At 65.3% G+C, this 22,332-nt stretch carries 17 protein-coding genes; 10 read left to right on the top strand and 7 right to left on the bottom strand.

The genetic code is table 11. From position 1 onward, the window contains the following. Window positions 1-81 precede the first annotated feature (81 nt). Entirely contained in the window at window positions 82-1,095 is a 1,014-nt protein-coding gene (gene ltaE, locus J2X57_RS15140; protein WP_309868368.1) for a low-specificity L-threonine aldolase, read from the top strand. On the opposite strand, the gene J2X57_RS15135 is transcribed toward ltaE, so the two are convergent. From J2X57_RS15135 to J2X57_RS15120, 4 genes are all read right to left on the bottom strand, one after another. Beyond that, window positions 1,089-1,904, bottom strand: coding sequence for an N-acetylmuramoyl-L-alanine amidase (locus J2X57_RS15135; RefSeq protein ID WP_309868366.1), 816 nt, complete (start codon window positions 1,902-1,904; stop codon window positions 1,089-1,091). The genes ltaE and J2X57_RS15135 overlap by 7 nt on opposite strands. Beyond that, complete coding sequence (locus J2X57_RS15130) at window positions 1,868-2,308, bottom strand: hypothetical protein (protein WP_309868364.1); 441 nt, start codon at window positions 2,306-2,308, stop codon at window positions 1,868-1,870. The genes J2X57_RS15135 and J2X57_RS15130 overlap by 37 nt, the downstream gene beginning before the upstream one ends. 91 nt (window positions 2,309-2,399) lie before the next feature. Then, complete coding sequence (gene zapE / locus J2X57_RS15125) at window positions 2,400-3,515, bottom strand: cell division protein ZapE (protein WP_309868362.1); 1,116 nt, start codon at window positions 3,513-3,515, stop codon at window positions 2,400-2,402. Next, window positions 3,512-4,210, bottom strand: coding sequence for an alpha/beta fold hydrolase (locus tag J2X57_RS15120; protein ID WP_036116490.1), 699 nt, complete (start codon window positions 4,208-4,210; stop codon window positions 3,512-3,514). The genes zapE and J2X57_RS15120 overlap by 4 nt, the downstream gene beginning before the upstream one ends. Window positions 4,211-4,258: 48 nt before the next feature. Here J2X57_RS15120 and J2X57_RS15115 point away from each other — a divergent pair, with 48 nt between their 5' ends. Then, on the top strand, window positions 4,259-4,846 hold the full coding sequence (locus J2X57_RS15115; RefSeq protein ID WP_309868359.1) for an ACP phosphodiesterase: 588 nt from the start codon (window positions 4,259-4,261) through the stop codon (window positions 4,844-4,846). A gap of 42 nt (window positions 4,847-4,888) precedes the next feature. Here the strand turns inward: J2X57_RS15115 and J2X57_RS15110 are convergent, their stop codons facing one another. After that, entirely contained in the window at window positions 4,889-5,386 is a 498-nt protein-coding gene (locus J2X57_RS15110; protein ID WP_036118559.1) for a c-type cytochrome, read from the bottom strand. Window positions 5,387-5,741: 355 nt separating this feature from the next. Here J2X57_RS15110 and J2X57_RS15105 point away from each other — a divergent pair, with 355 nt between their 5' ends. From J2X57_RS15105 to J2X57_RS15090, 4 genes are all read left to right on the top strand, one after another. Next, window positions 5,742-7,001: an efflux RND transporter periplasmic adaptor subunit gene (locus J2X57_RS15105; RefSeq protein ID WP_309868357.1), complete on the top strand. Its 1,260-nt coding sequence runs from the start codon at window positions 5,742-5,744 to the stop codon at window positions 6,999-7,001. A gap of 71 nt (window positions 7,002-7,072) precedes the next feature. Continuing rightward, window positions 7,073-10,321, top strand: coding sequence for an efflux RND transporter permease subunit (locus J2X57_RS15100; protein WP_036116487.1), 3,249 nt, complete (start codon window positions 7,073-7,075; stop codon window positions 10,319-10,321). 133 nt (window positions 10,322-10,454) lie between these two features. Further along, complete coding sequence (locus tag J2X57_RS15095; protein WP_036116486.1) at window positions 10,455-13,577, top strand: efflux RND transporter permease subunit; 3,123 nt, start codon at window positions 10,455-10,457, stop codon at window positions 13,575-13,577. Window positions 13,578-13,833: 256 nt separating this feature from the next. Then, window positions 13,834-16,071, top strand: coding sequence for an NADP-dependent isocitrate dehydrogenase (locus J2X57_RS15090; RefSeq protein WP_309868354.1), 2,238 nt, complete (start codon window positions 13,834-13,836; stop codon window positions 16,069-16,071). A 119-nt stretch (window positions 16,072-16,190) separates the two neighbouring features. On the opposite strand, the gene J2X57_RS15085 is transcribed toward J2X57_RS15090, so the two are convergent. Then, complete coding sequence (locus tag J2X57_RS15085) at window positions 16,191-17,138, bottom strand: aldo/keto reductase (RefSeq protein WP_309868352.1); 948 nt, start codon at window positions 17,136-17,138, stop codon at window positions 16,191-16,193. Window positions 17,139-17,202: 64 nt separating this feature from the next. Continuing rightward, entirely contained in the window at window positions 17,203-17,400 is a 198-nt protein-coding gene (locus tag J2X57_RS15080) for a hypothetical protein (RefSeq protein WP_036116483.1), read from the bottom strand. Window positions 17,401-17,520: 120 nt separating this feature from the next. Between J2X57_RS15080 and J2X57_RS15075 the strand changes: the two genes are divergently transcribed. The 4 genes from J2X57_RS15075 (at window position 17,521) to J2X57_RS15060 (ending at window position 22,264) form a co-directional block, all read left to right on the top strand. After that, complete coding sequence (locus tag J2X57_RS15075) at window positions 17,521-18,429, top strand: LysR substrate-binding domain-containing protein (RefSeq protein ID WP_309868350.1); 909 nt, start codon at window positions 17,521-17,523, stop codon at window positions 18,427-18,429. Window positions 18,430-18,705: 276 nt separating this feature from the next. Then, complete coding sequence (locus J2X57_RS15070) at window positions 18,706-18,879, top strand: hypothetical protein (protein ID WP_156108810.1); 174 nt, start codon at window positions 18,706-18,708, stop codon at window positions 18,877-18,879. A 159-nt stretch (window positions 18,880-19,038) separates the two neighbouring features. Next, a complete protein-coding gene (mgtA, locus tag J2X57_RS15065; protein WP_036116477.1) occupies window positions 19,039-21,666 on the top strand; it encodes a magnesium-translocating P-type ATPase in 2,628 nt (875 codons plus the stop codon). Window positions 21,667-21,784: 118 nt separating this feature from the next. Continuing rightward, window positions 21,785-22,264, top strand: coding sequence for a hypothetical protein (locus J2X57_RS15060; protein WP_036116475.1), 480 nt, complete (start codon window positions 21,785-21,787; stop codon window positions 22,262-22,264). Window positions 22,265-22,332 lie beyond the last annotated feature (68 nt).

The raw sequence follows: 22,332 nt of genomic DNA, 5'->3' as shown, positions 1-22,332 counted from the left end.
AAGCATGCCGCGGCGTCGGCCACTGGTTCGTGAACGGCTTCGCGTACCATCGGCGATACGTCTTCCTTGCCGACAACGCTCATGAACCTCATCGATCTGCGCAGCGACACCGTTACCCGTCCCACCGACGCCATGCGCGAGGCCATGCTGCGTGCGCCGGTCGGTGACGATGTCTATGGCGAGGACCCCACGGTCAACGTGTTGCAGGAGCGCCTCGCCGGTGAGCTCGGCTTTGCCGCCGCGCTGTTCGTGCCGACCGGCACGCAGAGCAATCTGCTGGCGCTGATGGCTCACTGCGAGCGCGGCGATGAGTACATCGTGGGTGCGGATGCCCACACCTATCGTTTTGAAGGCGGCGGCGCGGCGGTGCTCGGTTCGATCCAGCCGCAGCCGATTCCGCAGGCCGCCGACGGCACGCTGCCGCTGGATAAGGTCGAGGCGTCGATCAAGCCGGTGGACCCGCACTTCGCCCGCTCGCGCCTGCTGGCGCTGGAAAACACCTGGCACGGTCGGGCATTGCCTTTCGACTATCTGGCGCAGGCGCGCGAAGTCGCGACCCGTCGCGGTCTCGGCCTGCATCTGGATGGCGCGCGCCTCTACAACGCGGCCACCGCCTACGGTCGCCCGGCACGCGATGTCGTCGCAGGTTTCGACAGCGTCTCCGTCTGTCTCTCGAAGGGCCTGGGCGCGCCCGTGGGCTCGGTGCTGCTGGGCGACACGGCCCTGATCGAACGCGCCCGCCGCTGGCGCAAGGTCGCCGGTGGCGGCTGGCGTCAGGCAGGCATGCTTGCCGCCGCCGCGATGTACGCGCTCGATCACCACATGGAGCGCCTCGCCGACGACCATGCCCGTGCCGCGCGACTCGCTGACGGACTGCGCGCAATCGATGGCCTCGATGTCACCGGTTGCCATACGAACATGGTTTTCGTCGACGTTCCGGCCCCGCGGCTGAAGGATCTGGCCACGCACATGGCGAATGCCGGCGTGCGACTGAGCATCGGTTATCTGCCGTCGGTCCGCCTGGTGACCCATCTGGACATCGACGATGAAGGCGTGGACCGGACCATCGCCGCGTTCGCGTCGTTCGCTTACTGACGCGGCGCCATCAGCTTGCGCTGAAGCGAATACAGGATCGCCGCGTCGGTCACGTCCAGCGCATCGGTCTCCATGGCGCGGTAGTGCCGATGGAACGCGATGATGGCGCTGCGAGGATTGGATACGTCGTAGCCGACAAGGCGCATGGCCGCGAGGCTGTCGAAGCCGGCCGGTGCGGGTACCAGCGCGGCATCGGGCCACAGACCGAAGCCGTAGCGTGACAGCGTGGCCCATGGGAAGCGTGCGCTGGGGTCGTTCTTGCGGCCCGGTGCGATATCACCATGGCCGACCACGGCCTGTCGCGGGATGCCAAGGCGTGAGGTCAGGTCGGCGAGCAGGTTGATCAGTGCCTGGATCTGCGGTTCGGTGAAGGGCGACACCCCGTCGTTGTCGATCTCGATGCCGATCGACGATGAATTGAGGTCGGTCATGTCGCCCCAGCGCGCCGCACCCGCATGCCAGGCGCGGTTGCCATCATCGACCAGCTGGTCGATGCGGCCATCCATTTCCACCAGGTAATGCGCGCTGACCGGGCCTTCGCTGTTGCGCGTGCGCAGGACGCGGAGCGCGGCGCTCGCATCGCCGATGGACGTGTGGTGAAGCACGATGAGCTGGGGCTTGCGCGCATTGAAGTTCGGCGACGGCGTCCAATGAGCCAGCGGACTGCGCTGGGGCGCGATGGCCGGCGCGGAGGCGCAGGCCGTGAGCAACAAGGCGAGCAGGACGCCTGAAGCGGCGCGCAGGCGCCCTGCCATCATGGCGCCATGGCCGATCATTCGACGCGGAAGTCGCTGCTGGTGATGACCCATTCGATCTCGTCGCCCGCGTCGCCGATATCGTCTCTGGACGCGACGACGATCTGCAGGTCGACGCAGTCGTGCCCTTCGGACAGCCACTCCGTCTTCTCCAGGGCCATGCCGCCTTTCTTCAGGGCCGCGCGCAACGCGGGCATGCTGGTGGGAAGCAGATCGATGCCTTCGTGGGTGAGCTGGCCGCCCATGACTTCGATGTCGCAAAGCTTGTCGTCGAGAAAGCGCAGCCGGACCCAGTCCTTGCCTTCGGCATCGCTGTATTCGTCTTCATCGTCCCAGATGTTGTCACCACCGGACTTCCAGCCGAGCGCGTCGCGGAGCTTCTTGCGCGTCATGCCAAAGAAAATGTCGGTGTCGCCGCGGCGAATGCCGCGACCCGGAATCAGCTCGCAATGTTCCATGGCGTTCCTCGTCAGGTGGCGCGGGTGACCCCGCCCGTAAAGCATGAAGCCCCAAGCATGCGGCCTTCCAGCCGTCGCTGTCCACGCTGGATCAAGGCTTATGGTCACGCCCGAGGTAGTCCTCGCTCTGCATCTCGATCAGCCGTGACTCGGTACGACCGAACTCCGCGCGCAGCTTCGTTCCGTCATAGAGCTCGGTGATCGGCGCCGCGGCGGATATCACCAGCTTGACGTGGCGGTCGTAGAATTCGTCGACCAGCAGCACGAAGCGCTTGGCTTCATTCTCGGTGAAGACGGTGAACTGAGGCACGTTGGACACGATGACGGCGGGGTAGGCCCTGGCCAGTTCGATGTAGTCCGCGACGGCACGGGGCCCCTCGCAGAGCGCGGCGAAGTCGAACCACACGATGTTCCCGGCACGCTTGCGAACCGGCACCTCGCGTCCGTTGATGGCGAGTTCGCCACCGTCGATCGTGTCGCCCTGCGCCTGACCCGAGAAGATCCGCGTCAGCGAATGCTCGGCTTCCAGGCCGGGCGGCACCAGATAGACGGACGCCTGGCTGAGTGCGCGCAGTCGCCAGTCGCGCGGCGAGACCATCTCGTGGACGACGCAGTGCTTCTCGATCGCCGCGATGGCGGGCAGGAAACGCGCACGCTGCAAGCCGTCCTTGTAGAGCCCGGATGGCGGTGTATTCGAAGTGGTGACGAGCGTGACGCCACGGGCGAACAGGCCGTCGAGCAGCCCGGCGAGGATCATGGCGTCGCCGATGTCCGACACGAGAAACTCGTCGAGACAGAGCACCCGGCACTTCGCGGCGAGCTGCCCGGCCACTTCGTCGAGCGGGTTCTGTCGTTCGCCCAGCTCGCGCAGCATGCCGTGAACCTCCAGCATGAAACGGTGGAAGTGCCGGCGCAGCGCCAGCCCGGGGGCGAGGCTCGAGACGAACAGATCCATCAGGAAGGTCTTGCCGCGACCGACGCTTCCCCACAGGTACAACCCGGGAACCGCCTGACGCGGCTCGCTGCCGAGCATGTTGCGCAGGCGGCCGAACAAGCCCCCGGCCGGCGCCGATACCGGCGCGCACAGGCCGGCGTGCAGCCGGTCGAACTCGGTGATCACCGGCAGTTGGGCGGGGTCGGATTCCCACCGGTGGCCCGCGATGCCGTCCCGGTAACGCTCGCCGGGTGTCGCTGCCGTGTCGTTCATGCGGCGTGCGGCGCCGGCGGCCATTCCTTGACCGCGTTCTTGATGGCGCCCCGCAGATCCATGAGACGGCGGTGGAAGAAGTGGCTGGTCTCCTCCATCTTCACCAGATGCGGCCGCTGCGCGTCGGGGATGCTCTCGATCCAGTCGTAGACGGCCTGCGGCTCGACGATTTCGTCGGCGTCGCCCATGACGACCAGCCACGGGCACGCGGGCAGCTCGACCTGTGAGAAATCCCAGCCGCGACCGGCGGCGGGAGGCGCGATGCTGATCAGCGCACGGGCGTCGAGGCGCACGGCGTTGCGGAGGGTCACGTAGCTGCCGAAGGAGAAGCCGGCGAGCCAGAGCGCGGCGCCCGGTCGCGCCTTACGCGCCCAGTCGACCACCGCGGCGAGATCGTCGCTCTCACCCTCACCGCCGTCGAACTCGCCTTCGGACTGACCGACGCTGCGGAAGTTGAAGATGACGGTGTCCAGGCCGGACTCGCGTAGCGCGCGCTCGACCATCGTGACCACCTTGTTATGCATGCTGCCGCCGTCGGTGGACAACGGGTGGCAGATGACGGCGATGGCATCGCGGCGGAGTTCGGCGTCGCTGGGCTTGGCTTCGCATTCGAGCTTGCCTGCGGGACCCGCCAGCGCGAAGCTCACGGTCTCGTCCGGAAAATGCTCCGGCGCTGTAGGTTGAAGTGCGCTCATGCCCTCCATGATAACCGGTGGCCGTTCGCGACGCGGCGGTGACACGCCATGAACGTCCTCGCCCACGCCCTGCTGGCGGGTGACGACGCGGCGTTGCGGCTGGGCGGAACGATGGGGGACTTCGTGCACGGCACCCCCGGCGATCACCTGCCGCCGCGCGTCCGCGACGGGATCCATCTGCACCGGGCCATCGACAGCTTCACCGACCGGCATGAGGAAGTTCGTGCCGCCCGCGAGCGTATGCCCGCGCCGTTCCGCCGCTACGCGGGAATCCTTCTGGACATGTGGTTCGACCATTGTCTGGCGCGCGACTTCGCCCGCTGGTCCGATGTGCCGCTGGAGACCTACTCGACCCGGCTACGCCAGGAGCTGCACGAGGCCGATGCCCTGCTGCCGGACCACCTGAAGCGGTTCCTCGGCTACATGGACGCCAATGACCTGCCGGCGGGCTATCGGAACGCCGAGGCGATCGGCAAGGCGCTGCGCGGGATTTCCCAGCGACTCTCCCGAGCGAACCCGGTGGGCGATGCCATGCCGCTTTTGCTCTCGGAAGACGACGCGCTGAAGGGGACGTTCGAGCGTTTCTTCCCGGAACTCAGGGCCTTCGCGGCGAACTGGGTGCTCGGGCGGAGCTGATCGTCCGGCAAGCGGAACGGACCGGGGAAGCCCCGGCCGCGATCACTTGGCCTGGTCGGCCATCCACTTGACGGTGTTGGTGACCTGCTCGTCCGTCAGCGACGGATTACCGCCCTTGGCCGGCATGTGGTTGCCGTCCGGGCCCGTGTAGCCCTCAATGGCGTGCTTGGTCAGGGTCGCGATGCCCTCGGCGAGACGTGCCGACCAGGCGCCCTTGTCACCCAGCTTGGGCGCACCGGCGACGCCGGCCGTATGGCAGCTGTGGCAGAGGTTGTCGTAAATCGTCTTGCCGTCGGTGCTGCCGCCGTAGGCGACCTGCGCGGCGGCGGCCTTGGCGGCGGCCTCCTGCGCGGCCTGCATGGCCGCACGGCCCGTGTCGCCGGCATAGACCGCGCCGACGGGCGCGATACGGGCTTCGGTCCGCTTGGCGACGGCCGGGTCCTCATCCTTGGGGATGCGACTGTATATAAGGTACGCCACGACCATCAGGACGATGGCGAGGACACTGAGGCCGGCGGTCAGCAGGGAAAACTGACGCATGAAGTTCTGGTCGGACTTGCTTGGAGAACCGCTCACGCATTCACTCCACTGGATTTGGGTGTGCCGGCCCCCTCCCCGGGATTCGGCGTGCCTGCAAGCCGCGATGCGGCGTCGAACCGGGCGAGTATAACGGAACCTCCCCGGGAGTCGGCGGTCTGCCGAAACGGCCTGCTCACCCGCCAACCCGTGCCGTCAGTCATGCTGTACCCCTGTCAACCGGCATTGTTCAATGCCGTTCCCCTAACCCTATATTGTCGGCGTCGAATCTTAACCTTCAGGGGCTATAAACCCCCTGGCGCACGGCGCGCACGGACGAGAACGCTGTTTCGTCCGGTTATCCACCTGGGAGTGTTTCATGTCGCGTTTCTGGAAAATCGCGCTGGCCGTCATTGTCGTCGTGCTGATCGCGGGCTTCTTTGTCGTTCGTAGCCACCGTGCCAAGGAGGGCGACCCCGCCCACGCGGCCAGTGCGCAGGCCAACGGCGAGGGGCAGGGCAAGGATCAGCCGCCGGTTCCGGTCACGGTCGTGCCCGTGGCCAGCCAGGATGTGCCCGTCTACCTGACCGCGCTGGGCACCGTCCAGGCGCGCAACACCGTCACGGTCCGCCCGCAGGTCGGCGGTCAGCTGATGAAGCTGAACTTCCAGGAAGGCCAGGAAGTGAAGAAGGGTGACGTGATCGCGGAAATCGATCCGCGCACCATCCAGTCCAACTACGACCAGGCCGTCGCGAAGCTCAGGCAGGACCAGGCTCTGGTGGCGACGGCCAAGAACAACCTCGACCGTTCCCAGAATCTGGTCAGCAAGGGCGGCCAGCAGTATGTGTCCAAGCAGGACCTGGACAACCTGAAGAACACCCTCGACCAGTCGGCTTCGACCGTGACGGCCGATCAGGCGGCCATCCGCGCCGCACAGGTGCAACTGGGCTTTACCAAGGTCATCGCGCCGATCGACGGCCTGGCCGGCATCCGCTCAGTCGACGCCGGCAACATCGTCGCGTCGGGCGATGCCATCGTCACCCTGACCGAGCTGCATCCGATCTACGTGATGTTCTACCTCCCTGAGAAAAACCTGGACCTGGTCCGCAGCTCGGTGAGTGGCGACGGTCTGTCCCAGCTCGAGGTGTCGGCGCTCGACCGTGTCGATGCGCATCCGATCGCCACGGGCCACCTGGACGTGCTCGACAACACCATCGATACCACGACCGGCACCTTCCGTCTGCGCTCGCTGTTCGACAACGAAAAGACCCAGCTGTGGCCGGGCCAGTTCGTCAACGTGCAGCTGAAGGTGCGCACCGTCAAGAACGGCCTCGTGGTGCCTTCGCAGGCCGTACAGCGTGGTCCGGATGGCGACTACGTCTACGTCGTGCAGGGCGACAACACGGTCAGGATGCAGACGGTGGAAATCGCCACGGAAGTGGGCGACAGCCACGTGATGCTGACCAAGGGCGTGAAGCTGGGCGACAAGATCGTCACCGAAGGCCAGTTCCGCCTGAAGCCGGGTTCGAAGGTGAACCCGCTGGCGCCGGGCCAGGTGCCCGCGGCGCCGACGGCGGAAGAACTGCAGAAGGCCAAGACGGGTCAGCAGGGTCGCCAGGGCGGCGGTCGCCGCGGCTGATAGCGCGCGTGGCGCGTCCATGACGGACGCGCCACCAACGGACCGCAAGGTCCCGACACCAGGACTTACTCGTGGGTTTCTCGACACTCTTCATTCGCCGGCCGATCGCGACCTCGCTGCTGATGGTGGCGGTGCTGTTGCTCGGCATCCTTGGCTACCGCCAGCTGCCGGTTTCGGCGCTGCCGGAAATCGATGCCCCGAGCCTGGTCGTCACCACGCAGTATCCCGGCGCCAGCGCGTCCACGATGGCGGCGCTGATCACCACGCCGCTCGAACGTAACTTCGGACAGATCTCCGGTCTGGCCTCGATGAGCTCGGATTCGTCGGCGGGCCTGTCGACGATCATCCTGCAGTTCAACATGGACCGGGATATCGACATCGCCGCGCAGGACGTACAGGCGGCGATCAACCAGGCACGCGGCACGCTGCCCAACAACCTGCCGTATCCGCCCGTCTACAACCGCGTGAACCCGGCCGATGCGCCGATCATGACGCTGATGCTCACGTCCGACAGCCTGCCGCTGCGCGACGTCAACAATTACGCGGACTCGATCATCGCGCAGAAACTCGCCCAGGTTCAGGGCGTGGGCCTGGTCTCGATCGCCGGCAACGTGCGTCCCGCCGTGCGCATTCAGGTCAACCCGGCGCAGCTGGCCAACCTCGGCCTGACCATGGAAGACGTGCGCAGCTCGCTCACGGAAGCCAACGTCAACGCGCCCAAGGGTACGCTTAACGGCAAGACGCAGTCCTACAGCATTGGCACGAACGACCAGCTGGCCGACGCCGCCGATTACAAGGGCACGATCATCAGCTACAAGAACGGTGCGCCCGTGCGCCTGTCCGACGTGGCCAATGTCATTGATGGTGTCGAGAACGATCAGCTGGCGGCCTGGGCCAACGGCAAACCGGCCGTGCTGCTCGACATCCGTCGCCAGCCCGGTGCCAACATCGTGCAGACGGTGCAGTCCATCCGTCAGACCATTCCCGATCTGCAGAAGGTGCTGCCGGCCGACGTCCACCTGAAGGTCTTCTCGGATCGCACGATCACCATCCGCGCCTCGGTGGAGGATGTGCAGTTCACGCTGATCCTCACCATCTGCCTCGTCGTCGCGGTGATCTTCGTCTTCCTGCGCCGTCTGTGGGCCACGGTGATTCCGTCCGTGGCGGTGCCGCTGTCGCTGATGGGCACGTTCGGTGTGATGTCCTTCGCCGGCATGTCGCTGGACAACCTGTCGCTGATGGCGCTGGCGGTCGCGACGGGCTTCGTGGTCGACGATGCGATCGTGATGATCGAAAACATCGTCCGCTATATCGAGCAGGGTCAGGACGCGAAGACCGCTGCGGAAGTCGGCGCGAAGGAAATCGGCTTCACGGTGCTGTCGCTGACCGTCTCGCTGGTGGCCGTGTTCCTGCCGCTCCTGCTGATGCCGGGTGTCACGGGTCGCCTGTTCCACGAGTTCGCCTGGGTGCTGACGATCGCGGTCATCATCTCGATGCTCGTCTCGCTGACGCTCACGCCGATGATGTGCGCCTACCTGCTCAAGGCCGACGAACTGCCGGACGCGGAAGACGCGCACGAGCACGCGGCCGCCTCGGGCAAGCACAACGCGTGGTCGCGCATCGTCGAAGGTTACGGCAGCAGCCTCGACTGGGTGCTCGATCATCGCCCGCTGACGATGATCGTCGCCGCGCTCACCGTCGCCCTCACGGTTGTGCTCTACATCGTCATTCCGAAAGGCCTGTTGCCCGAGCAGGACACCGGCATGATCACGGCTGTCGTGCAGGCCGACCAGAACGTCGCCTTCCCCCAGATGGAAGTCCGCACCAAGGCCGTGGCCGATGCCCTGGCCAAGGACCCCGCCGTGGCCGGCGTGGCCGCCTTCATCGGTGCGGGTTCGATCAATCCGACACTCAATCAGGGTCAGCTGTCGCTGGTGCTGAAGGACCGCGGCGACCGCGAAGCGCTCGACACCGTCCTGCCACGTCTGCAGCGGGCGGCGTCGGGTATCGCCGGCGTCGCGCTCTACCTGAAGCCCGTGCAGGACGTGACGCTGGACACGCAGGTGTCCGCCACGGAGTACCAGTACTCGCTGTCGGACGTGAGCTCGACCGAACTGGCCGGCTATGCGCAGCAGATGACTTCCGCGCTGCGTAAACGCAAGGAACTGGCCGACGTCGACAACAACCTGGCCGATCAGGGCACCGCGCTCAAGCTGACCATCGATCGTGACAGCGCCAGCCGCCTCGGCGTGCCGGTGCAGACGATCGACGACACGCTGTACGACGCGTACGGCCAGCGCCAGATCTCGACCATCTTCACCCAGCTCAACCAGTACCGCGTCGTACTCGAAGTCGCGCCGGAGTTCCGCAACAGCAACGATCTGCTGAACAAGCTGACGGTCCGCGGCAACGGCAACGGCGCCCTGACCGGTTCCAACGCGACCAGTTTCGGTCAGCTGGCGTCGAGCAACTCGGCGACCCCGTCGGGCATCGGCAACACGGGTAACGTCGGCTTTCAGGTCGGTGCAGGCGGCAACATTCCCATCGCCTCTCTTGCCAGCGCGGTCGTCACCACGGCACCGCTGGTGGTCAGCCACCTGCAGCAGCTACCCGCGGTGACGATCTCCTTCAACCTGGCGCCGGGCGAATCGCTTTCCAGCGCGGTGGACGCGATCCACGAGGTCGAGCAGCAGCTCAACTTCCCGCCGCAGGTGCGCGGTCAGTTCATCGGCAAGGCCGCGGAGTTCTCCTCGTCCGTCGGCGACGAAGTGTTGCTGCTGCTGGCATCGATCATCGTGATCTACATCGTGCTGGGCGTGCTCTATGAGAGCTACATCCACCCGCTGACGATCATTTCGACGCTGCCGCCCGCGGGTGTCGGCGCGCTGCTCGCATTGATCCTCTGCGGCATGAGCCTCTCGGTCGACGGCATCGTCGGTATCGTGCTGCTGATCGGTATCGTGAAGAAAAACGCGATCATGATGATCGACTTCGCCATCGAGGCGAAGCGGACCGGCCTGAACGCGCACGACGCCATCCGCCGCGCCTGCCTGCTTCGCTTCCGTCCGATCATGATGACCACGGCGGCGGCGCTGCTCGGCGCGCTGCCGCTGGCACTGGGCAACGGTATCGGCTCGGAACTGCGCAAGCCGCTGGGTGTGTCGATCGTAGGCGGCCTGCTGCTTTCGCAGCTGGTCACGTTGTACACCACGCCGGTCATCTACCTCTACATGGAGCGGTTCTCCGACTGGCTGGCGGAGCGCAAGCGACAACGCGCCCTGGCACTGGAAGCCTCGCAGGCCCGGCCGGCTAGCCGATGACGCCAGGCTTCGAAGCCCCTGGAAACCCCCTTTTTCGCCGGACGGTTCGCCGCCCGGCGAAACCTTTTTCCGGATGGCGCGTTAGGAACGGATCACTCCGCGCCATCCCGAGCACGATGTCCCGTTCCCATCCATGAATATCTCCGGTCCGTTCATCCGTCGTCCCATCGGTACATCGCTCCTGGCGATCGGTATCTTCGTGATCGGCGTCATCTGTTATTCGCTGCTCGGCGTGGCCGCGCTGCCGAACATCCAGTTCCCGGCGATCTTCGTCCAGGCGCAGCAGTCGGGTGCGGACGCCAGCACGATGGCATCGACGGTAGCCGCGCCGCTGGAACGCCACCTGGGCCAGGTGCCCGGTGTGGAGTCGATGCGGTCGAACAGCTCCGAGGGCAGCAGCTTCGTGCTGCTGTTTTTCCAGAACGGCACCAATATCGATGCCGCGGCACGCGACGTTCAGTCCGCGATCAATGCCGCCCAGCCGGACCTGCCCAGCGGGTTGCTGAATGCGCCGTCGTACCAGAAGGCCAATCCCAACGACGATCCGGTGATCGTGCTGGCGCTGACCTCGGACACCGTCGCGCCCACCGCTCTCTACAACGTCGCCGACTCGATCCTCGCCCAGCGCCTTCGCCAGCAGGAAGGCATCGCCTCGGTGGACATCGCGGGCAGTGCGACGCCCGCGATCCGTGTCGACGTCAACCTTCGCGCGCTCAACGCCATGGGCCTGTCGCCGGATCAGCTGCGTAATGCGCTCACCGCGGCCAACGTCACCTCGCCGCAGGGCTTTCTTTCGGACGGCAAGACGACGATGGCGGTGACCGCCACCGACTCGCTGCATACGGCGGAGGAGTTCGGCAAGCTGATCATCGGCGTGAACAACAGTGTGCCGATCCGCCTGTCCGACGTGGCCAAGGTGTACGACGGTCAGCAGGACGCGTACCAGGCGGCGTGGTTCAACGGACGCCCCGGTATCCTGATGTACGTGTTCCGCAAGTCGGACGCGAACGTCATCGACACCGTGGATCGCATCAAGGCGCAGATCCCCACGATGCAGACCTGGCTTCCCGCCGGTGTCCAGCTGCATTCGTTCTTCGATGGCACGCCCACGATCCGCGCGTCGCTGCACGAAGTACAGGCGACGCTGCTGATCAGTCTAGCCATGGTGATCATGACCATGGCGCTGTTCCTGCGCCGACTGGCACCGACGGTGATCGCCGGGCTTGCCGTGCCGCTGTCGCTGGCCGGCGCGTTCGTCGTGATGTATGCGTTCGGATACACGCTGAACAACCTGACGCTGCTGGCGCTGGTCATCGCGATCGGCTTCGTCGTCGATGACGCCATCGTCGTGATCGAAAACGTCATCCGTCATATGGACGAAGGGATTCCCCGATTCGAGGCCGCGTTGCTCGGTGCGCGCGAAATCGGTTTCACCATCGTTTCGATTACCGGCTCGCTGGTCGCGGTATTCATTCCGCTGCTGCTCGCGCCGGGCATCATCGGCATGTTCTTCAAGGAGTTCACGGTCACGCTGGTGGCGGCGATTCTCGTCTCCGCCGTGATCTCGCTGACGCTGACACCCTCGTTGTGCGCGCATTTTCTCACCGCGCATAAAAACGACGAGCCGGAGTCGAAGTTCGGGCTGGCTCTCGAGCGCATGCACGAGCGCATGGTCGGCGTCTACCGCCGTGCGCTCGACTGGACCTTGCGTCACGCCTTGCTGATGGCTCTCACGCCGTTGGTGCTGATCGGCATCACGATCGTCCTCTTCGGCATGGTGAAGGGCGGCTTTTTCCCGCCCCAGGACACCGGGCTCATCGGTGCGCGTGCGACATCCAGCTCCACCGTGTCGTTCGGTGAGATGCAGACGCGCCAGGCCAGACTGACGACCATGCTGCTCGACGATCCGGACGTGAAGGCCGTGGGCTCGCGCCTGGGTACGAGCCGCACGGGTTCCACCGGTCAGTTCAATATCGAGCTGAAGACGGTGGCCGAGGGCCGCAAGGGTACGACGTTCGACGTGCTCGACCGTCTCTCCGCGGCGGCGAACAAATACCCCGATCTCAACCTGCGGCTCCGTCCGATTCAGGACCTGCCGACCGGTGGCGGTGGCGGTTCGACGCAGGGCGGTCAGTATTCGGTGTCGCTGAAGGGCAACGACATCGTCGAACTGCAGACCTGGCTGCCGAAGCTGGTCGATGCGCTGAAGAAGAACAAGATGCTGACCGACGTGGGCAGCGACATCGACGCGCAGGGCCTGCGTCAGAACATGGTGATCGACCGAGACACGGCGTCCCGCCTCGGCGTGTCGATCGGCAACATCGACGGGGCGCTGTACAACGCCTTCGGCCAGCGCGCGGTATCCACGATCTATTCGGATATCAACCAGTACCGGGTGATCGTCAACTCGCTGCCGCAGTTCGCGGCGACCCCGGAAGCGCTCAACCAGATCTACGTGCGTTCCGACAACGGCGCGATGGTGCCGATGTCCGCCGTGACGAAGCAGGAGGCGGGCCTCGCGCCCAGCCAGATCGTGCACGAGGATCAGTACACGAGCATGGGCGTCAGCTTCAATCTCGCGCCCAACGTCAGCATGGGTGAGGCGATGGAGATCATCCAGAAGACGATCGACGGCATGCGCATGCCGGGCGACATCCGTCTGGATACCGGCAGCGACTTCCGGCGTTTTCAGCAGTCGCAGAGCGATATGCCGCTGCTGATTCTTGCCGCGATCGTCGTGGTGTATCTGCTGATGGGCATGCTTTACGAGAGCCTGATCCATCCGGTGACGATCATCTCTACGCTGCCGGCCGCGGGTGTGGGTGCACTGGCCGCGCTTGTGATCACCGATACCGAACTGTCCGTGGTGGCGATGATCGCCCTGGTGCTGCTGATCGGTATCGTGAAGAAAAACGCGATCATGATGATCGACTTCGCCCTGGTGGCCGAGCGCGAGCATCACCTCACCTCGAAGGAGGCGATCCGTGAGGCCTGCCTGGTGCGCTTCCGTCCGATCATGATGACGACGATGGTCGCCATTCTGGCGGCACTGCCCTTGGCGATCGGCCTGGGCGAGGGTTCGGAACTGCGTCGCCCGCTGGGTATCGCGATGATCGGCGGCTTGCTGATTTCGCAGAGCCTGACCCTGTTGTCGACGCCGGCGTTGTACGTGATCTTCGCCTGCCTGTCGGAGCGTTGGAAAGCGCGTAAGGCACGTCGGAAAGCCCGGCGGCTCGCGCTCGATACCGGCGCGTAACGCATCGCCAGGAGGGTGGCTCCCACGGGAGCACGGACGCGTCTCCACCGGCTCGGCGCAGACGGGTGGCATGCAGGCCTGCTGGCGACAGGGGCGGGTGTCAGTCGGACAGCCCGCGGTGGCGCCCGGGCCTGTTGGCGATAGTCGCCCAATCGGGCCACAATGGTCCGGTTTCCCGCTCGCCGGCGCGCCCCTTGAGGCTTGCGCCGGCCAGCCCCCATGACCTGGCCCACTCAAGCATAAGGCTCGCCGAATCATGTCCAGCTCGCCCAAGATCATCTACACGCTCACCGACGAAGCGCCGTTCCTGGCCACCGCCTCCTTCCTGCCCATCGTCGAAGCCTTCGCCGGCACGGCGGGTGTGGCCGTCGAAACGCGCGACATCTCGCTCGCCGCTCGTATCCTCGCGCAGTTCCCCGACCGCCTCACGGCTGAGCAGAAGATCGGCGACCACCTTGCCGAACTCGGCGAGCTGGCGACGACGCCCGAAGCCAACATCATCAAGCTCCCCAACATCAGCGCCTCCGTGCCGCAGATGAAGGCGGCCATCCGGGAGCTTCAGTCGCAGGGCTACACGCTGCCCGATTACGTCGACGCGCCGTCGACCGACGAAGAGAAAGAGATCAACGCGCGCTATGGCAAGGCCATGGGCAGCGCTGTCAATCCCGTGCTGCGCGAAGGCAACTCCGATCGCCGCGCACCGCTTTCGGTCAAGAACTACGCGCGCAAGCATCCGCATCGCATGGGTAAGTGGTCGCCCGAGTCGAAGTCGCATGTCTCGCACATGGAGGGCGGCGATTTCTATGGCAGCGAAAAGTCGGCGACCATCGACAAGGCCGGCAGCTTGCGCATCGAATTTGCCGGCAAGGATGGCAGCAGCAAGGTTCTGAGAGAAAAGGTCGCGGTGAAAGCCGGCGAAATCGTCGACGCCGCGGTCATGAGCCGGAAGGCGCTGGCGTCGTTCATCGATGCGCAGATTGCCGACGCGAAGGCTAAGGGCGTGCTGTTCTCGTTGCACCTGAAAGCCACGATGATGAAGGTCTCCGACCCGATCATGTTCGGTATCGTGGTGCGCGAGTTCTATAAGGACGTGCTGGCAAAGCACGCCGACGCGCTGAAGCAGGTCGGCTTCGACGCCAATAACGGCATCGGTGACCTCTACGCCCGGCTCGGCAAACTCGATGACGCCACCCGCGCCGCTATCGAAGCCGACCTGACGGCCGAATACGCCAACCGTCCGTCGCTGGCCATGGTCAACTCGGATAAGGGCATCACCAATCTGCACGTGCCCAGCGACGTGATCGTCGACGCGTCGATGCCGGCGATGATCCGCGACTCCGGCGGCATGTGGAATGCCGAAGGCAAGTTGCAGGATACGAAGGCGGTGATTCCCGATCGTTCGTACGCTGGCGTCTACCAGGCGGTGATCGAGGATTGCATCGCCCACGGGGCGTTCGATCCGGCCACGATGGGCAGTGTGCCCAACGTCGGCCTGATGGCGCAGAAGGCCGAGGAATACGGTTCGCACGACAAGACGTTCCAGGTGCCCGCCGATGGCTCGGTTCGCGTCGTCGCCGACGACGGCACGGTCGTGTTCGAACATGCCGTGGAGCAGGGCGACATCTGGCGCATGTGTCAGACCAAGGATGCGCCGATCCAGGACTGGGTGAAGCTCGCCGTGCAGCGCGCCCGTCTTTCCGAAACCCCGGCGGTCTTCTGGCTGGACAGGAACCGCGCGCACGACGCGCAGGTGATCGCCAAGGTCGAGCGTTACCTGAAGGATCACGACACCAGTGGCCTCGATCTCCGCGTGCTCGATCCCGTCGCCGCGACGACGTTCTCGCTGGAGCGCATCCGCCAGGGGAAAGATACGATCTCGGTCACCGGCAACGTGCTGCGCGACTACCTCACCGACCTGTTTCCGATCATGGAGCTGGGTACGTCGGCGAAGATGCTTTCCATCGTGCCGCTGATGGCGGGTGGCGGCCTGTTCGAGACCGGCGCGGGTGGTTCGGCGCCGAAGCACGTCCAGCAGTTTGTCGAAGAGGGTTACCTGCGCTGGGATTCGCTCGGTGAATTCCTCGCCCTGGCAGCGTCGCTCGAGCACCTCGGCGAGCGCTACGACAACAAGCATGCCCGCGTGCTGGCGAAGACGCTCGATATCGCCAACGGCCGTTTCCTCGACAGCAACAAGTCGCCCGCTCGCAAGGTCGGCGAGATCGACAATCGCGGCAGCCACTTCTACCTGGCGATGTACTGGGCCGAGGCGCTGGCGGCACAGAGCGACGATGCCGACCTCAAGGCGAAGTTCACGGCGGTGGCGAAGACGCTGGCTGAAAACGAGGACAAGATCATCGGGGAGCTCAACGGTGCGCAGGGCAAGGCCGTCGAAATCGGTGGTTATTATCATCCGGACATGGCGAAGGTCAGCGCGGCGATGCGCCCGAGCGCTACGCTCAACGCGGCACTGGATGCGCTGAACGCCGCACGCTGATCATGTAGGAGCGGCCCCTGGCCGCGAAACGCACGGGCCCCGGTCGTCATGACGACCGGGGCCCGTTTTTTTATACACGGCCGACGTCTGACGACGCGGCAGTCACTGATCGCCAGACCTCAGCTATCCGACGCCTGCTTCAGTGCGTCCAGCTGCTCGCTGGACAGCGTGAGCTCCGCGGCCTTCGCCAGTTCCGCCAACTGCTCCACCGTCGTTGCGCTGGCAATGGCGGCAGCAATGGAAGGCTGCGCCATCACCCAGGCGAGCGCCACCTGCGCGGGCTTTGCGCTGTGGGCTTCGGCAACCTGATCCAGCGCGGCAAGGACGCGATAGCCCCGGTCGTTGAGGTAAGCCTTGACCTTGCCGCCGCGTGCCTTGCTCTTGCTCAGATCCGCTTCGCTGCGGTACTTGCCGCTGAGGAACCCGCTGGCCAGCGAGTAGTAGCTGATCACTCCAACGCGCTCCCTGACGCAGAGCGGTTGCAGAGCGCTTTCGAACCCCGCGCGATCCATCAGGTTGTATTCGGGCTGCAGCGATTCGTAGCGTGAAAGGCCTTTTTCCTCGCTCGTCTTCAATGCATCGTCCAGACGCGTCGCTTCGAAATTGGATGCGCCGATGACGCGTACCTTGCCCGCCTGCACGAGGTCGTCGAACGCGCGCAGGGTTTCCTCCAGCGGCACCTTCGGATCGTCTTCATGCGCCTGATACAGATCGATGTGATCGGTCTGAAGCCGACGCAGCGAATCCTCCACCGCCTCCCTGATGTTGATCGGCGACAGGCCGGGATAGCGGTCCCATTTGGCCACCTTGGTCGCTATCAGCACCTTGTCACGCTTGCCCGACTGTTTCAGCCAGCGGCCGATGATGGCTTCCGACTCGCCCCCTTCGTTACCCTCGACCCAGCGCGAATAGACGTCCGCCGTGTCGATCAGGTTGAGCCCGTGATCGACGAACGCGTCCAGCAGTTCGAACGAGCGCGCTTCGTCCGCACTCCAGCCGAACACGTTGCCACCGAACGCCAGTGGCGCGACCTGCAGGGACGAGCGTCCCAGTTGACGATGCTTCATGCGTCTCTCCGATGTGGGCGGAAACCCCCATGGTGAAGCACGCAAGGTTCACGTGATGTGTCGGTCAGCAGCAGGTGGGGCACGCGGCGTGCACCGCGGTTGCGTCGACGGTTCGGGGCCATTCCTTTCGCGGACGGGCGACCGGCGCCGGGGCCCCCGCACCTGCCTGCGGCGTCGGCTCATCGCGACCCAGGCGCATGACCAGATCGCGGTCCACGATGTGACCGTGCATGAAGGCGAGGCCGGTGAAGATCGATGCCATGAGAGTGCTCCCGTGCGGTGGAGTCGCAACCCCTTGCGACTATCAGTGAGCTAAAGGGTGCCCGTTCCGCAAGACGCCAAAAAGCGATATGTTTGCAACCCGGCCTTGAGGAAAATTCACATGTCCCGCCTCCCGCTCGGTCTGCTTCAGGGGTTCGTCCTGGTCGCCCGCACGGGCAAGCTGTCGCGCGCCGCGGAACATCTGAACCTCACGGTCAGCGCGTTGAGCCATCAGATCCGCAATCTGGAGGAGCGTCTCGGGCGGTCGCTGTTCGACCGGGGTCCGCGCGGCGTGACCCTCACGGCGGATGGCGCCCATCTGCTCGATGCGATCGGCCATCATTTCGAGGGAATCGAGCACGCGCTCAATCGTTACGAGAGTCGCCACGAGGACGCCGTGACGCTCAGCGTGATGCCTTCCGTGGCCTCGAGCTGGCTCGTACCGCGACTGCCGAAACTGGTGGGCGCGCATCCCGAACTGGAGCTCAGCCTCTCATCATCCGTCTCGGTGGTCGACTTCGACCGCGAGCCCACGATCGACGTCGCGTTCCGCTACGGGCTCGGGTCATGGCCGCGTACGAAGTCGGATCGTCTGTTCGGCGAGTACATCGTTCCGATCGCCAGTCCGTCGCTGGTGCGCAAGATGGGCGGCCTGCCGGACGTGTCGCTGGCAGGCTGGCCGCTGCTGGGCGATCCGTCGGGTCGATGGAACGACTGGGCCGAGGCGTTCGGCATGCCACTGCCTTCCCGATATGTCGCCCGCTTCGACAATACCGAGCACCTGCAGCGCGCGGTGCTCGAAGGCATGGGCGTCGCGCTTGGACGTCTGGTCATGGCGCGGTCGCTGATCGAGTGCGGCGCGCTGACCGTGTTGTGCAAGGAGAGGCTGCGCGTGGCGGAAGCGTATTACCTCGTGTATCCGAAGCGGTCCGAGTCACACAGTGGCGTAGGGCGCTTCCGCGAATGGTTGTTGGGCGAGGCGCGTGAGTATGAGGCCCGAATCACCGACGCCGCCCCGCTACCGGCGTAGGAACGTCGCCACCCCTTGACCGATCTTCGCTGCGGCGCGACAATTGCCCGGCTACCGAGCCGTCTCAGGTTCGGCTGGCACCCTTCTTAGCTTACCCAGGCATATGGACGTCTACCCTAGTCGACGCGCCGGCTCCCGCACGCATCGGGTCCCGGCGCTGGCAAACAACAACGCCTACGGCGACCGTACCCGGTCGGCCGGCGCTTTCCTCCGCTAGGGAAAGTCCGGCTCTCCCCGGTCGGAAGCCGTGAGCTTCCGCTATCCGAGGATTGAGCCATGAACCTCCAGATCGAAAAGACCGGCCCGCGCATGTTCGGTCGCCGTCTCGCTTTTGCTCTCGCCCGCCGTCGTGGCGCTGCCTCCGCCCCGGCCAAGCGCACGATCACCGTGCCGCGTCCGCTGGAACTTGCGGAAAGCCAGGCGAAACCGGCTGACGTCAAACTCCCGTAACGATGAACAGCGACATAGACACTACGGCGCGGCTTACGCCGTTCCTCACGTTTACCCGGAACACCGAACGTCGGCTCCGCGCCGGCGCGCACGCCTTCAGCTAAGCGCTGAGAGCCGCCCGCGCCCTACCGGACACCGCGTCCGGAAAGGCAGCGAGTCATGAAGAAGCACACCTCGCAGGCGGCCGTCGCCGCCAAGACCTTCACCACCGTCGCCGCGGACGCCTACCGTCCGGCGGACGAGTTGCTGCGCGCGCTGCATTCCCGGCCGGACGGCCTGGATGAAGAGGCCATCGCCGAGCGGCTCGACCGTGACGGGATCAACGAGGTGGGCCACGAGAAGCCGCCGCACTGGTCGATCCAGCTGCTGCATGCCTTTCGCAACCCGTTCATCATCGTGCTGCTCGTGCTCGCGGTCGTGCAGCTGTTCACCGAGGACGACTACACCGGGCCGATCATCATCGGCGTGATGGTCGGCATCAGCGTGCTGCTGTCGTTCACCCAGGAGTTTCGCTCGTCGCAGGCCGCCGAGCGGCTCAAGGCTATGGTCCGCAATACCTCCACGGTGACCCGCCGCGCCGAGGACGGCCACGCCGAGCGTATCGAGGTGCCGGTCGAGGAACTCGTCGTCGGTGACATCGTTCATCTCGGGGCGGGCGACATGGTGCCCGCCGATCTCCGCCTGTTGGCGGCCAAGGACCTGTTCATCAGCCAGGCGATCCTGACCGGTGAGTCCATCCCCGTCGAGAAAGTCGCGCCCGCGGCCGGCGCCACTCTCGCCAGCGACGCCAACGGTCCGCTCGACCTGCCCACCGTCTGCTACATGGGCACCAACGTGGTGTCCGGCACCGCGACCGCCGTGGTGATGGCCACGGGTGCGCGCACCTACCTGGGCTCGCTGGCGCACACGCTCTCGGGCGAGCGCGTGCAGACCAGCTTCGACCGCGGTATCTCCTCGGTGAGCTGGCTGTTGATTCGCTTCATGGCGGTCATGGTGCCGGTCGTTTTCCTGATCAACGGCTTCGACAAGCACGACTGGCTGGGCGCCTTCATGTTCGGCCTGTCGGTCGCCGTGGGCCTGACCCCCGAAATGCTGCCGCTGATCGTCACCGCCAACCTCGGCAAGGGCGCCATCGCCATGTCGAAGCGCAAGGTGGTGGTGAAGCGCCTCAACGCGATCCAGAACTTCGGTGCCATGGACGTGCTGTGCACGGACAAGACCGGCACCCTGACGCTCGACAAGATCGTGCTCGAGCGTCACGTCGACCTCAACGGCGACGACTCCGACGACGCGCTGGAATACGGCTACCTCAACAGCCGCTTCCAGACCGGCCTGCGCAACCTGATGGACAAGGCCGTGCTGGCCCACCGCGACCTCGAGCCGGTGGCACGTCGCTTCCACGTCGTCGACGAGATTCCGTTCGACTTCCAGCGCCGCCGCATGTCGGTGGTGGTGGCGGACGGGCAGGGCGAGCAGTTGCTGGTCTGCAAGGGCGCCGTGGAAGAGATGCTGGCGATCTGCAGCGAGGCCCGCATCGGTGAGGTCACGGAGCCGATGACCTCGGAGAAGCGCGCCGAGATCCGCGCCATGACAAATCGCCTCAACGAGGACGGGCTGCGCGTGCTGATCGTCGCCGTGCGTCGCGATCCCACCGGCGACCGCGCTTATGGCGTGGCGGACGAAGCGGGCCTCACGGCTGTCGGCTGCCTCGCGTTCCTCGATCCGCCGAAGGACTCCGCAGCGACCGCCATTCGCGCGCTGAACCACCACGGCGTGGCGGTGAAGGTCATAACCGGCGACAACGAGGCGGTGACGCGCAAGATCTGCACCGAGGTCGGTCTCGATGTGCAGGAGTCCGTCCTGGGCCGCGATATCGAGCAGCTCGACGACGATGCTCTCGACGCGATGGTCGAGCGCACCACGGTCTTCGCCAAGATGTCGCCCGTGCAGAAGGCGCGCGTGGTCAAGGCGCTGCAGCGCCGTGGTCACACGGTGGGCTTCCTCGGCGACGGCATCAACGACGCGCCGGCACTGCGCGACGCTGACGTGGGCATCTCGGTCGATACGGCGACCGATATCGCCAAGGAGTCGGCGGACATCATCCTGCTCGAAAAGAACCTGATGGTGCTGGAAGAGGGTGTGATCGAAGGGCGTATCACCTTCGGCAACATCATGAAATACATCAAGATGACCGCCAGCTCCAACTTCGGCAACGTGTTCAGCGTGCTGGTGGCGAGCGCGTTCCTGCCGTTCCTGCCGATGCTGCCGCTGCAGATCCTGGTGCAGAACCTGCTGTACGACCTGTCGCAGCTGTCCATCCCGTTCGACCGCATGGACGAGGAATACCTGCGTGTGCCGCGTAAGTGGGACGCGGGCGATATCGGTCGTTTCATGGTGTGGATCGGTCCGGTCAGCTCGGTGTTCGACATCACGACGTTCTGGCTGATGTGGCATTACTTCGGGGCGAACGATGTCGCTCACCAGTCGCTGTTCCAGTCCGGCTGGTTCATCGAGGGTCTGCTTTCGCAGACGCTGGTCGTGCACATGATCCGCACGCGACGCATTCCGTTCCTGCAGAGCGTCGCATCGGCGCCGGTACTGGCGCTGACCGTCGCGATCATGATCATCGGCATGTTCATTCCGTACACGGCGATCGGTGCGCGCATCGGCATGCAGCCGCTGCCGGGCATCTACTTCGCCTGGCTGGCGCTCACCCTCGCGTCCTACTGTGTGCTGACCCAGGTGATGAAGACGATCTACATCAAGCGCTACGGCCACTGGCTGTAGGGATCGCGTCCCACAGGAAGCGTCGCCCGAACGCTACGATGTGCCCCGGGCGCGGCGGGACAGACCCGCCGCGCCGAACACGGTGTCATGTGTGCTCCTCAACCACGGAGTCACAACGATGCTTCGAAACACCCTCGCTGCCGCTCTTCTCGTCCTGCCGCTGGCGGCTTTCGCCCAGACGCCGCCCGCCGCCGATCGGTACGTCGACATCGTCAACTGGCCGACCGCGGAAGCCAGCCTCGACCGTTTCGCCGGTGTCGAAGCCACGCTCAACGGTGGCTTCGACAAGATCTGCGGCGACACCTTCTGCGAAGGCGAGTTTCACAACCTCCGCCCTATGCAGCTGACCTGTTCGGTCGACGCGACCAAAAGCAGCATGAAGCAGTGCGTGTGGACCTTTGCCGGGACCACCGCTTCGGTGGTCACCAAGTCCGGTGCCGTGCAGGCCGCCGGCAAGCTGTACAAGTGCAAGATCCGTCTGCCGAAGGACATGCTGGTGGAACAGTTCTACGAGGCCATGAAGGCGGATGACGCCCTCAACGCCAAGCTCCCCGGGTCCCGCAATTCCGTCTACGACAGCCTCGTCGGCTGTCTCTGAGCCCATCGGGCTATACCGGTAAGGTTTGATACGACCCGGGCCGCCGGCTCCGCGAAAGCGGCGCCGGC

Source organism: Luteibacter sp. 1214, assembly GCF_031455395.1.
Taxonomy (GTDB): Bacteria; Pseudomonadota; Gammaproteobacteria; order Xanthomonadales; family Rhodanobacteraceae; genus Luteibacter; species Luteibacter mycovicinus.
Note: the sequence above shows the minus strand (reverse complement) of the source record. Positions and strands in the feature narration are given on the sequence as shown.